Source organism: Pseudomonas sp. IT-P12 (assembly GCF_949767465.1).
In the GTDB taxonomy this organism is placed as follows: domain Bacteria; phylum Pseudomonadota; class Gammaproteobacteria; order Pseudomonadales; family Pseudomonadaceae; genus Aquipseudomonas.
Window position 1 is genome coordinate 1,085,025 of sequence record NZ_CATKPY010000021.1, and the last position, 12,872, is coordinate 1,097,896.

At 64.4% G+C, this 12,872-nt stretch carries 10 protein-coding genes and 1 riboswitch; all 10 genes read left to right on the forward strand.

All coding sequences use genetic code 11. The annotated features are described in order from the left end of the window. The first annotated feature begins 33 nt into the window (after positions 1–33). Positions 34–134: riboswitch (guanidine-I (ykkC/yxkD leader) on the forward strand. A 61-nt stretch (positions 135–195) separates the two neighbouring features. The 10 genes from ACM6IM_RS14005 (at position 196) to ACM6IM_RS14050 (ending at position 12,620) form a co-directional block, all read left to right on the forward strand. Continuing rightward, positions 196–1,263, forward strand: a complete 1,068-nt coding sequence (locus ACM6IM_RS14005; protein ID WP_414865423.1) for a putative urea ABC transporter substrate-binding protein — start codon at positions 196–198, stop codon at positions 1,261–1,263. Between the two features lie 15 nt (positions 1,264–1,278). Further along, complete coding sequence (locus ACM6IM_RS14010) at positions 1,279–2,094, forward strand: ABC transporter permease (RefSeq protein ID WP_192302351.1); 816 nt, start codon at positions 1,279–1,281, stop codon at positions 2,092–2,094. Next, a complete protein-coding gene (locus ACM6IM_RS14015; protein WP_414865424.1) occupies positions 2,091–2,879 on the forward strand; it encodes an ABC transporter ATP-binding protein in 789 nt (262 codons plus the stop codon). The genes ACM6IM_RS14010 and ACM6IM_RS14015 overlap by 4 nt, the downstream gene beginning before the upstream one ends. Positions 2,880–2,892: 13 nt before the next feature. Continuing rightward, a complete protein-coding gene (locus tag ACM6IM_RS14020) occupies positions 2,893–3,618 on the forward strand; it encodes an urea amidolyase associated protein UAAP1 (protein ID WP_192302353.1) in 726 nt (241 codons plus the stop codon). 11 nt (positions 3,619–3,629) lie between these two features. Continuing rightward, positions 3,630–4,271, forward strand: a complete 642-nt coding sequence (locus ACM6IM_RS14025; RefSeq protein ID WP_192302354.1) for an urea amidolyase associated protein UAAP2 — start codon at positions 3,630–3,632, stop codon at positions 4,269–4,271. Between the two features lie 280 nt (positions 4,272–4,551). After that, positions 4,552–8,187: an urea carboxylase gene (uca, locus tag ACM6IM_RS14030; protein ID WP_414865425.1), complete on the forward strand. Its 3,636-nt coding sequence runs from the start codon at positions 4,552–4,554 to the stop codon at positions 8,185–8,187. Between the two features lie 24 nt (positions 8,188–8,211). Further along, positions 8,212–9,978, forward strand: coding sequence for an allophanate hydrolase (gene atzF, locus ACM6IM_RS14035; protein ID WP_414865426.1), 1,767 nt, complete (start codon positions 8,212–8,214; stop codon positions 9,976–9,978). A gap of 204 nt (positions 9,979–10,182) precedes the next feature. Continuing rightward, positions 10,183–11,670: a sensor domain-containing diguanylate cyclase gene (locus ACM6IM_RS14040; protein ID WP_192302357.1), complete on the forward strand. Its 1,488-nt coding sequence runs from the start codon at positions 10,183–10,185 to the stop codon at positions 11,668–11,670. Positions 11,671–11,676: 6 nt separating this feature from the next. Then, entirely contained in the window at positions 11,677–11,871 is a 195-nt protein-coding gene (locus tag ACM6IM_RS14045; protein ID WP_414865427.1) for a cysteine-rich CWC family protein, read from the forward strand. A 56-nt stretch (positions 11,872–11,927) separates the two neighbouring features. Continuing rightward, the gene (locus tag ACM6IM_RS14050) at positions 11,928–12,620 is read left to right on the forward strand and encodes a pseudouridine synthase (protein WP_414865428.1); all 693 of its coding nucleotides are present in this window, start codon (positions 11,928–11,930) and stop codon (positions 12,618–12,620) included. Positions 12,621–12,872: the final 252 nt, after the last annotated feature.

Below are 12,872 nucleotides of genomic sequence, written 5' to 3' on the forward strand. Positions count from 1 at the left end.
GGAGTCATCACAGGTTCGCGGCACCACAATTTGCAAATGGCTGACTAGGGTTCCGGCTCGCCAAGGCGAGTGGCTGGTCCGAGAGTTGGCGACCTCCAGTTGAGGTTACACGGCGGGACAAAAGCCCGGGAGACAAGCCACCGTCAACGGTGCCGCATTGCCTCCTGTCCGCCCTTGATCAACTGGAGAACCACCATGCCCCAGCTTCGTTTACCCGCCCTGCTTGCCGCTGCCTTCGCAGCCTTCGTGAGCGTTTCGACCCAAGCCGCACAAAAAGACCACTTCAGCGTGTGCTGGACCATCTACGCCGGCTGGATGCCCTGGGAGTACGCAGGCAGCCAGGGCATCGTCGACAAATGGGCAAAGAAGTACGGCATCAAGATCGATGTGGTGCAGCTCAACGATTACGTCGAATCCATCAACCAATACACCGCCGGCCAGTTCGATGGTTGCACCATGACCAACATGGACGCGCTGACCATCCCGGCCGCCGGTGGCGTTGACAGCACCGCGCTGATCGTCAGCGACTTCTCCAACGGCAACGACGGCGTCGTCCTCAAGGGCGAGGGCAAGACTGTCAACGACCTCAAGGGCATGGACGTCAACCTGGTGGAGCTGTCGGTGTCCCACTACTTGCTGGCCCGCGCGCTGGACTCGGTCGATCTCACCGAGAAAGACCTGAAAGTGGTCAACACCTCCGACGCCGACATCGCTGCCGCATTCAACACTGCACAGGTCAACGCCGTCACCACCTGGAACCCGATGCTCTCGGACATCAAGGCCAAACCCGGCGTGACCGAAGTGTTCAACTCCAGCCAGATCCCCGGCGAAATCATGGACATGATGGTGGTCAACAGCGCCACCCTCAAGGACAACCCGGCCTTGGGCAAGGCCCTGACCGGCGCCTGGTTCGAAGTGGTCGAGTTGATGAACGCGAAGAACGCCGCCGGCCAGGCCGCACTCGAGCATATGGCCAAGGCCTCCGGCACCGACCTCGCAGGTTTCCAGGCGCAACTGGACACCACCAAGCTATTCGCCACCCCACAGCAAGCCCTCGCCTTCGCCACCAGCAAGCAATTGCCGGAAACCATGCGCCGGGTCGCCGAGTTCTCGTTCCAGCACGGCTTGCTGGGTGAAGGGGCCAAGGACACCAGCGCGGTCGGCATGGCCTTCGCAAACGGCGTGACCAGTGGCGACAAGAGCAATCTCAAGCTGCGTTTCGACCCCAGCTACGTGCAAATGGCCGCCGACGCCAAGCTGTAAGAAGAGGACCTGGCCATGCGCCTGATCAATCGTCACCCGGACCGCCCGAGTCGCCTGTTGCTGGTGATCCTGCCGTTCGCCCTGGTGCTGTTTGCCTACTTCATGGGCTCGGCCGAGCGGCTGACGGAAAACCCCAACGACAAGCTGCTGCCGAGCGCCGTGCAAATGGCCGACGCGGTCAAGCGCCTGGCCTTCGTGGCGGACACACGCACCGGTGAATACCTGCTGTGGCAGGACACCGCGTCGAGCCTGCAACGGTTGGCCATCGGTCTGGGTATCAGTGCGTTGGCCGGGCTGTGCCTGGGCATTGCCGCCGGCACCCTGCCGCTGTTTGGCGCACCGTTGTCACCGCTGCTGACGGTGCTGTCGATGGTGCCACCGCTGGCGATCCTGCCGATTCTGTTCATCGTGTTCGGGCTGGGGGAATTGTCGAAGGTGATGCTGATCGTGATCGGCATCACCCCGTGCCTGGCGCGGGATCTGGAACAACGGGCACGGGAAATTCCCGTCGAACTGCTGATCAAGGCCCAGACGCTCGGCGCCTCGACCTGGACCCTGATGCTGCGCGTGGTCCTGCCGCAACTGCTGCCGCGCCTGCTGATCTCGCTGCGGCTGATGCTCGGCTCGGCGTGGTTGTTCCTGATTGCGGCCGAAGCCATCGCCTCCACCGACGGTCTCGGCTACCGGATTTTCCTGGTGCGTCGTTACCTGGCCATGGACGTGATCCTGCCGTACGTGGTGTGGATCACCCTGCTTGCCTGGCTGATGGACTGGGGCCTCAAGCGCCTGACCCAACGCGCCTTCCCCTGGTATGAAGGAGCGCGCGCATGAGCTTCATCACCGTGAAGAACGTCTGGCAGCAATACGCTGATCAGGTGGTGCTCGAAGGCTTGAACCTGAACGTCAATGAAGGGGAGTTCTGCACCCTGGTCGGCGCCTCGGGTTGCGGCAAATCGACATTCCTGCGCCTGTTGCTCGGCCAGGAGCGCGCCAGTCGCGGCGAGATCCTGCTCGATGGCCAGACCCTGGCCAGTGAACCGGATGCGAGCCGTGGCGTGGTGTTCCAGCGCTACTCGGTGTTCCCTCACCTGTCGGTGCTCGACAACGTCGCCCTCGGCCTCGAACTGCCGCGCTCGCCGTTGCTCGGACGGCTGTTTGGCAGCGCGAAAAAACACGCCCGGGAGCAGGCTTCGGTGTTGCTGCACAAAGTCGGCCTCGGCCACGCGCTGGACAAATACCCGGCGCAGCTCTCCGGCGGCATGCAACAACGGCTGGCCATCGCCCAGGCACTGATCATGAAACCCCGCGTGCTGCTGCTCGACGAACCCTTCGGCGCGCTCGACCCGGGCATCCGCAAGGACATGCACGCTTTGCTCCTTGAGCTGTGGCGCGAGACGCAACTGACGGTGTTCATGGTCACCCATGACCTGTCCGAAGGCTTCAGCCTCGGCACGCGCCTGCTGGTGTTCGACAAGGTTCGACTCGACCCGCACGCCCCCGGCGCCTATGGCGCACGCATCACTTACGACATCCCTTTGAACAGCGACCGCCGCGCCCAACGCGCCGCCGTCGACGCCTTGCCGCCCACACTGGCAGGCGTGCTTCGCACCGCTTGAGAGGAGTTTTCCCATGACCGATTCGACCCAACTGTTCCCGCCCTTCGCCGAAGAAACCCTGCCCGGTGGCGGCCATCGCTCCTTCGTCCTGAAGCGCGGCCAACTGCTGCGCCTGACCGACCTGCGCGGCGGCGCCAACGTCAGCCTGACGCTGCTCAACGCCAACGAAAAAACCGAACGCCTGAACCTGCCCGACAGCCTCAAATGCCAACACACCGCCAAGCTCACCCGCGGCCACTGCCTGTATTCGGACATGGGCCGGGTGCTGGCGGCGATCACCGCCGACACCTGCGGCTGGAGCGACAGCCTCGGCGGTGTGCTGTGCGCTGAGGAAGTCGCAGAAAAATACGGTGCCGGGCGCTACCAGGAGCTGCGCAACGGCTTCTTCCGCAACGGCACCGACAACCTGCTGGTGGAGCTGGGCAAGTGGGGCCTGGGCCTGTCGGACCTGCTGATGACCCTCAACCTGTTCAGCCGGGTGAATGTCGATGAGGCCGGGCGGTTCCACTTCGTCGAAGGCCATTCCAGGGCCGGCGACTACATCGAGCTGTACGCGCCCATGGACACCCTGGTGGTGCTGACCGCGCTGCAACACCCGATGGACCCGTCGCCGGACTACGCCCCCAAACCGCTGAAGCTGAGCTGGATGAACGCCGACGCCAGCGTCGCCGAACACTGCCGTACCTCGCGCCCGGAAAACGAGCGCGGCTTCATCAACACCGACCGCCTGTTCGCCTGAGGATCGCTGCCATGTCACTTGCAATCGCTACCGCTCAAAAGCTCCCGGAAACAGCGGTCTACCGCGCCACCATCCCGGCCGGCGAACCCTGGCTGATGGAGGTCAAGGCCGGCCAGACCCTGCGCATCCTCGACCTGGAAGGCAACCAGGCGGTCGACACCCTGTTCTACAGCGTCGCCAACCCCAAGGAGCGCTACGACGTGCAGCGCACCCTGCGCCGGCAGAACAGCGTCTACCTGAGCACCGGCAGCGTGCTGTATTCCAACCTCGGCAAACCGATGCTGACCATCGTCGCGGACACCTGCGGACGTCACGACACCCTCGGCGGTGCCTGCGCACAAGAGAGCAACACCGTGCGCTACGCCCTGGAAAAACGCTACATGCACAGCTGCCGCGACAACTACCTGCGCGCCTGCGTCCACGACGGTCGCCTGGGCAAGGGCGACATCGGGCCGAACATCAATTTCTTCATGAACGTGCCGGTCACCGCCGACGGCGGCCTGACCTTCGAAGACGGTATTTCGGCTCCGGGCAAGTACGTCGACCTGCGGGCGGAGATGGACGTGATCGTGCTGATCTCCAACTGCCCGCAATTGAACAACCCCTGCAACGCCTACAACCCGACGCCTGCGGAGCTGCTGGTATGGAACTGAAAATGGTGCGCTTGCGTCGCTGGTTGTTCGTCCTGTGCCAGGCGCGTTCGGGGCAGTGCCTGAAAAAATAAACCCCTACGGTTTTTCCCCTGTGGGAGCGAGCCTGCTCGCGATAGCGGTGTATCAGGCGACCTCACGGAGGAATGTGCCGACGCCATCGCGAGCGGGCTCGCTCCCACAAGGAGCCAACGATGGTTTGAAGAGATTTTCCCGCCAGGGACGACCCCGGCGCTGATCGAAAAACTGCGGGACGGCCCGCATCCCCTCCAGGGGTTATGCCATGTTCGAAAAAGTCCTGATTGCCAACCGTGGCGCCATTGCCTGCCGCATCCTGCGCACCCTGCGCGACCTGCACGTCACCGGCGTGGCGGTGTACTCCGAAGCCGATGCCGCCAGCCTGCACATCCTGCAAGCGGATGAAGCCCACAGCCTCGGTGAAGGCGCGGCGGCCGGCACGTATCTCGCGGTCGAGAAAATCCTCGCCATCGCCAAAACCACTGGCGCCACGGCGATCCATCCCGGCTACGGCTTCCTCTCGGAAAACGCCGCGTTCGCCGAAGCCTGCGAAGCCGCCGACATCGCGTTCATCGGCCCGACGCCGGAGCAACTGCGCGTGTTTGGCCTCAAACACACCGCTCGCGCCCTGGCCAGACAACACGGCGTGCCGATGCTCGAAGGCACCGAACTGCTCGACAGCCTCGACGCCGCGCTGAAAGCCGCTGAACAGATCGGTTACCCGGTGATGCTCAAGAGCACCGCCGGCGGTGGCGGCATCGGCATGCGGGTGTGCCGCGACGCGGCGCAGCTGGGCGAGTCCTTCGACGCCGTGAAACGCCTCGGCCAGAACAATTTCAGCGACGCCGGGGTGTTCATCGAGAAATACATCCAGCGTGCCCGTCACCTCGAAGTGCAGGTGTTCGGCGACGGTCGCGGCGAGGTGATTGCCCTCGGCGTGCGCGATTGCTCGGTGCAGCGCCGCAACCAGAAAGTCCTCGAGGAAACCCCGGCACCCAACCTGCCCGACGGCATGGCCGAGGCCCTGTGCGCGGCGGCGATCAAACTGGCGAAAGCGGTGAACTACCGCAGCGCCGGCACCGTGGAATTCGTCTTCGACAGCGAAGACCAGCGCTTCTACTTCCTGGAAGTGAACACCCGCCTGCAGGTCGAACACGGGGTCACCGAACAGGTGTGGGGCGTCGACCTGGTGCGCTGGATGATCGAACTGGCGGCCGGTGACCTGCCGCCCCTGAGCGTCCTGGGCCAGGGGTTGAACGCCGACGGCCATGCGATTCAGGCGCGGCTGTACGCCGAAGATCCGGGCCGCGATTTCCAGCCGAGTCCGGGCCTGCTCACGGCCGTCGATTTCCCTGTCGCCGACGGCAAGCGACTGCGCATCGACACCTGGGTCGAGGCCGGCTGCGAGATTCCACCCTACTTCGACCCGATGATCGCCAAGGTCATCTGCTGGGCACCGACCCGCGAGCAAGCCCGTGCCGACCTGCACCAAGCCCTGGGCGCCAGCGTGCTCTACGGCGTGGAAACCAACCGCGACTACCTGCGCCAGATTGTCCTCGATACGCCGTTCGCCAGCGGCCAGCCATGGACCCGCTGCCTGGAAGACCTGGTCTATCGTGCCAACACCTTTGAAGTGCTTGGCGCCGGCACCCAGACCAGCGTTCAGGACTATCCCGGCCGCCTCGGCTATTGGGCCGTAGGCGTGCCGCCATCGGGGCCGATGGACAGCCGCGCATTGCGCCTGGGCAATCTGTTGCTGGGCAATGAGGAAGGCGCCGCCGCGCTGGAAATCACCATGAGCGGGCCGTTGCTGCGCTTCAATTGCGAAGCGGTGGTGGCAGTGACCGGCGCCGCGATCCCGTTGACGCTGAATGGCCAAGCGGTCGCGATGAACACCGCGCTGCTGATTCCCGCCGGGGCCACGTTGAGCCTGGGCACCCTCGCCGGTGCGGGCGCACGCAGCTACCTGTGCCTGCGCGGTGGCCTGCAGGTGCCGGATTACCTGGGCAGCAAAAGCACGTTCACCCTCGGCCAGTTTGGCGGCCACGGCGGTCGTGCCCTGCGCGCCGGGGACGTCTTGCATCTGCCGGCCCTGGCCGACCGCAGCGCCGGCCGACAACTGTCCGACGAACAGGTCACCGTGTTGCCGGCCGTTCGGCAGATCCGAGTGATCTATGGCCCTCACGGCGCGCCGGAATACTTTACCGAAGACTACATCGGCACCTTCTTCGACACCCGCTGGGAAGTGCATTTCAACTCCAGCCGCACCGGCGTTCGCCTGATCGGACCAAAGCCACAATGGGTGCGCGCCGACGGCGGCGAAGCCGGCCTGCATCCGTCGAACATCCACGACAACCCGTACGCCATTGGCGCGGTGGACTTCACCGGCGACATGCCGGTGATCCTCGGGCCGGACGGACCGAGCCTGGGCGGGTTCGTCTGTCCGGTGACGGTGATCGAGGCGGATCTGTGGCAACTTGGCCAACTGAAGGCTGGGGACAAGGTGCAGTTTGTCCCCGTTGATCTCGCAACCGCCCGCAGCCTCGCCTTGAACTGGAACGCCCCCTGTGGGAGCGGGCTTGCTCGCGATGGGGCCAGCCCTGACACCGCGTCCACTTCATCGCGAGCAGGCTCGCTCCCACAGGGGCTTACGTCGCCGGTGGTGCTGGAGTTGGGTCTGGGAGACACACGTTTGGTCGCAAGGCTGTCGGGTGACACGCACCTGCTGCTGGAAATCGGCGATCCCGAACTGGACCTCGTCCTGCGCTTTCGCGCCCATGCCCTGATGCAGGCGCTGCAAGGCAAACAGCTGCACGGCGTGATCGACCTGACGCCGGGCATTCGTTCGCTGCAAGTGCACTACCAGCCCGAACAACTGCCGCTGGCCGACCTGCTCGGCATCGTCGCCGGCGAATGGGACGCGGTGTGCGCCGCCCGGGACCTGCAAGTGCCGTCGCGCATCGTCCATTTGCCGCTGTCCTGGGACGACCCGGCCTGCCAGCTGGCCATCGAAAAATACATGACCACCGTGCGCAAGGACGCGCCCTGGTGCCCGAGCAACCTGGAGTTCATCCGCCGCATCAACGATTTGCCGAACCTCGATGAAGTGCAGCGCACGGTGTTCGACGCCAGCTACCTGGTGATGGGGCTGGGCGACGTGTACCTCGGTGCGCCGGTGGCCACCCCGCTCGACCCACGGCACCGCCTGGTGACCACCAAGTACAACCCGGCCCGTACCTGGACCGCCGAAAACTCGGTGGGCATCGGCGGCGCCTACATGTGCGTGTACGGCATGGAAGGTCCCGGCGGTTACCAGTTCGTCGGTCGGACCTTGCAGATGTGGAACCGCTACCGCGAAGTCGCCGCGTTCGATGGCAAGCCGTGGCTGCTGCGCTTCTTCGACCAGATCCGTTTCTACCCGGTGAGTGCCGACGAATTACTGCGCATCCGCCGCGATTTCCCGCTCGGGCGCTTCGACCTGAACATCGAGCACAGTCAGCTGAACCTCGCCGACTACCAGGCCTTTCTCGCCCGGCAGGCCGAGACCATTGCCGCGTTTCGCACCCGCCAACAAGGCGCGTTCAACGCCGAGCGCGAGCGCTGGCTCGCCAGCGGCCAGGCGCATTTCGACAGCGAAGAAGCGGCGCCGCCCACCACCGAGGACGCCCCCCTGGCCAGCGGTGAAATGAGCGTCGACAGCCACATTGCCGGCAACCTCTGGCAAGTCCAGGTGCAGGTCGGCAGCCGCGTGGCCGCCGGTGATGTGCTGGTGATCCTGGAGTCGATGAAGATGGAAATTCCACTGCTGGCGCCGATGGCCGGCGTGGTGCGCGAGATCCGCGTGCAACCGGGTTCGGCGGTACGCGCCGGACAGCGCGTCGTGGTGCTGGCACTCGACTGAACCCCTTTGAACAGGACTGACCCCATGAACTTCAATCTGCAACTCGACGCCCTGCGCAGCGCCTACCGCGATGGCAGCACTACGCCCCGAAAACTGCTGCTGGCCCTGCGCGAAAAAGCCGCGGCGCTGAACCCCGACTATCACCTGTTCATTCACCTGCTCAGTGTCGAGGAACTGGAACCGTACCTCGCCGCACTCGACGACCGTGACCTCGACAGCCTGCCGTTGTACGGCGTGCCGTTCGCGATCAAGGACAACATCGATCTGGCGGGCATCCCCACCACGGCGGCGTGCCCGGCGTTTGCCTATGTGCCGCAGGCGTCGGCGACCATCGTCGAGCAGCTGCTGGCATTGGGGGCGATTCCGCTGGGCAAGACCAACCTCGACCAGTTCGCCACCGGCCTCAACGGCAGTCGCTCGCCGTATGGCGCCTGCCCCAACAGCGTGCTGCCGGAGTATCCCTCGGGCGGCTCGAGTGCCGGCTCGTCGCTGGCCGTGGCGCTGGGGGTCGCGAGCTTTTCCCTGGGCACCGACACCGCAGGCTCCGGGCGCGTGCCCGCCGCGCTGAACAATCTGGTGGGGATGAAGGCCAGCAAGGGCCTGATCTCCACCGCCGGCGTGCTGCCGGCGTGCCGCACGCTGGATTGCGTCACGACCTTTACCGCTACCGCCCGGGAGGCCAGCCAGTTGCTGGCGCTCACCGCCCACTTCGATACAAAGGACGCGTACAGTCGCCGCAACCCGCTGTGGAATGACGGCTCGGCGTTCGGTACGCCGCGCCCTTTCCACTTCGGCGTGCCGCGTGCCCAGGACCTGGAGTTCTTCGGTTGCACCGAAGGGCCACGGTTGTTTGCTCAAGCGGTCGATCAGCTCAAATCTCTGGGTGGCGAAGCGATCGAGCTGGACATGACGCCGTTCTTCGAAGCGGCACGCTTGCTTTATGAAGGCCCATGGGTGGCTGAGCGCTACAGCGTTGCGGGCGAGTTGATGGAACAGAATCCGCAGGCGGTGCTGCCGGTGATCCAGGCCGTGCTGGCCAAGGCACCCGCCGTGAGCGGTGTGCAGACATTCCGTGCGCAGTATCGACTGCAAGCCCTGAAAGCCCAGTGCGACCAGGCCCTGGAAGGTCTGGATTGCGTCGTCACGCCCACCATCGGTCGGCCCGTCACGCTGGCCGAGCTGGAAGCCGAGCCGGTGCTGCGCAACTCGGAACTGGGTTACTACACCAACTTCATGAACCTGCTCGACTACGCCGCCGTCGCGGTGCCGAGCGGTTTCATGGGCAATGGCCTGCCCTGGGGCGTGACGTTGTTTGGCCGGGCCTTTACCGATCAGTACCTGTTGAGCGTGGCGGAGGCGTTCCAGCGTGGCTCATCGGCGCCGGCTTCCAGCGCCGTCGCCCGCCACGACCGCGCGCGGCTGGTGGTGTGCGGCGCGCACCTGGAGGGGCTGGCGCTGAACTGGCAACTCAAGCGGCGTGGCGCGACGCTGGTCGAGACCACCTTCAGCTCGCCGGACTATCAACTCCATGCCCTGGCCGGCGGCCCACCGTTTCGCCCGGGCATGGTGCGCGTCAGGGAAGGCGGCGTGGCGATTGCGGTGGAGGTCTGGGAGTTGCCGAGCAGCGAACTGGGTTCGTTCCTGACCGGCATTCCGGCGCCGCTCGGCCTGGGCAAGGTGCAACTGGCCGATGGCCGTTGGGAAAGCGGCTTCATCTGTGAGCAGTATGGACTGGAGGGCGCGGTGAACATCAGTCATCTGGGCGGATGGCGCGCCTACCTGGCCCAGTGATCCCTGCTGTGGCAGCGGGCTTGCTCGCGAAGGCGGTCTGACATTCGGCAGGCTGTCGCCTGCCAGGCCCATTCGCGAGCAAGCCCGCGCCCACAAGGACCCGGTAAGACCTGATCCGTGCCGATTCACCCTGCAAATCCCGCAGTTTTTTCCGCGCAGTGCCACTAGAATGCTGATCACGGAGTCATTGCCAACGGATTCGCCATGCCGCTTCACTCGCCGCTGTATACGCAACGTTCGCTGGTGCTCACGCTGATCGCGCTGCTGGGCGCCGGCTTTCTCGCCACGTCCCTGCTCAGCTACTACGCCTCGCGCGCCTCGATCCGCGACAACATCGTCAACACCGAACTGCCGTTGACGTCGGACACGGTGTACTCCGAAATCCAGAAAGACCTCGTCAGGCCGATCCTGATTTCTTCGATGATGGCCCGTGACACCTTCATGCGCGACTGGGTGGTCGGGGGCGAACAAAACCCCGAGCAAATGACCCGCTACCTCAACGAGGTCATGACCCACTACGGCGCCTACACCGCGTTCTTCGTCTCCAATTCCACGCTGACCTACTACCACGCCAAAGGCGTGCTCAAGCAGGTCCGAGTCGATGAACCGCGCGATGCCTGGTACTTCCGCGTGCGTGACATGGCCGATCCCTACGAGATCAACGTCGACCCGGACCTGGCCAACCGCGACAACCTGACCTTCTTCATCAACTACAAGGTCTTCGACTACGACAACCGTTTCATTGGCGCGGCGGGCGTCGGCCTGACCGTCGATGCGGTGATCAAGCTGATCGACAAATACCAGCAGCGTTATCAGCGCAGCGTGTTTTTCGTCGACAACTTCGGCCGCCTGGTGCTGACCGGCGCCGATGGCGGCCCGCAAGGTGCGCACATCGGCCAGACCCTGGGCGAAATCGAGAGCATGAAGAACCTCGTCAGCCAGCTGCCCAACCCTCACAGCGGCAGCTACGAATACTCCGGCCAGGGCCACGGACATTTCCTCAACGTGCGGTTCATCCCGGAGCTGAACTGGTACCTGTTCGTCGACAAGCGCGAAGATGGCGCCTTGAGTGAAATCCGCCAGTCGCTGTACCTCAACCTGCTGATCTGCCTGGTCGTCACCCTGATCGTCCTGGTCCTGCTCAACCGGGTGATCGGGCGCTATCAGGGCAAGATCCAGACGCAGGCGACGCTGGACAGCCTGACCGAGCTACCCAATCGTCGCGGCTTCGACCTGCTGGCGGCGCAGGCGCTGCAAGAGGCGCACCGGGAGCCACAGCCGCTGACAGCGATGCTGCTGGACCTGGATCACTTCAAGGTGCTGAACGACACCTACGGTCACCTGGCCGGCGACCAGGTGCTGGTCGGTTTTGCCCGCGACCTGGAAAGTTGCCTGCGCCACGCCGACATCGTCTGCCGCTGGGGTGGCGAAGAATTCATCGTGCTGCTCAAGGACACCGACGGTGAGACCGGCCTGAAGATCGCCGAGAAAATCCGCCACCATGTCGAACAGCAGCGTTACAGCTACAACGGGCAGGCCTTGCAGTTGACGGTCAGCATCGGCCTCAGCACGTTGCAACCGAATGAGACCTTGCACACCCTCATCTCCCGGGCCGATCATGCGATGTACCGGGCCAAGCAATCCGGCCGGAACCGCACCTGCGCGGAAATGCCCCAGACCAGTTATGCCTGAACCGACATGAACAAACCCGAATTCTGCCCGGCCTGCGGCGCCGCCAACGACTGCACCCTGGCCGACCCGCGCACCGCCGACCGGCCCTGCTGGTGCTACGGCGTCAGCATCGACCCGGCAGTCCTCGAAGCGCTGCCGGCCGAACTGCGCGACGCCTCCTGCCTGTGCCCGCGTTGCGCGCAGGTCGAAGCGCAGCTGTAAGCAGCCACCCGGCCGATCGCGTAAGATGCGCGGCCCTTTCCTGTCGATTTCCCTTCATGCGTGTTGACCGTTTTCTCAGCAACCTGCCGCGCTTCAACCGCAAGCAGGTTCGCCTGTTGCTGGTGGAAAAGCGCGTGCGCGTCGACGGAAAAATCGTCAGCGACCCGCACGCCGAGGTACTGGAATTCAGCCGTGTCGAGGTCGACGAAGAGCTGCTCCAGGCAGGCAAGCCTGCGCGCTATTTCATGCTGCACAAACCACCCGGCTGCGTGAGCGCCACCCGCGATCCGCAGCATCCGACCGTGCTCGACCTGATCGACGAGCCGGACAAGCATGACCTGCACATCGCCGGGCGCCTGGACTTCAACACCACCGGCCTGATGCTGATCACCAATGACGGCAGCTGGTCACGACGCCTGACCCAGCCGCAGACCAAACTGCCCAAGGTCTACTACGTCGAGACAGAGCAGGTGATCGGTCCGGACTGTGCGCTGAAGTTCACCGAGGGCCTGTATTTCGCTTTCGAAGACCTCACCACGCAGCCGGCGCAATTGCAGCTGCTGGGACCGAAGTCGGCGCGCCTGAGCATCGTCGAAGGCCGTTACCACCAGGTGAAGCGCATGTTCGGCCACTTCGATAACAAAGTGCTGCGCCTGCACCGCGAATCCATGGGCCCGCTGGTGCTCGACAGCGCACTAAAACCGGGCGAGTACCGTCCCCTGCGCACCGATGAGATCCAATTGATCTAAGCAGACGACCGCTCAGCAGATGTTGTCGAACAATTTACCAACGGCACTTGCGCGATCACGGCCCCCCTGCTTGAATCAGGACGTCGGCCAAAATGTGACCGATGAGTCACCCCATACCTCTAAGAAACTTTTTGTCGGTTAGAGAGCCATCAGGCTCCGCCTCAGGCCGACAGACTGCCCGCCAATAACAACACCCGTCGACCGGACTGCAATGGATCGACATGGGCCCGCAACATTCCAGGCATATGCCTA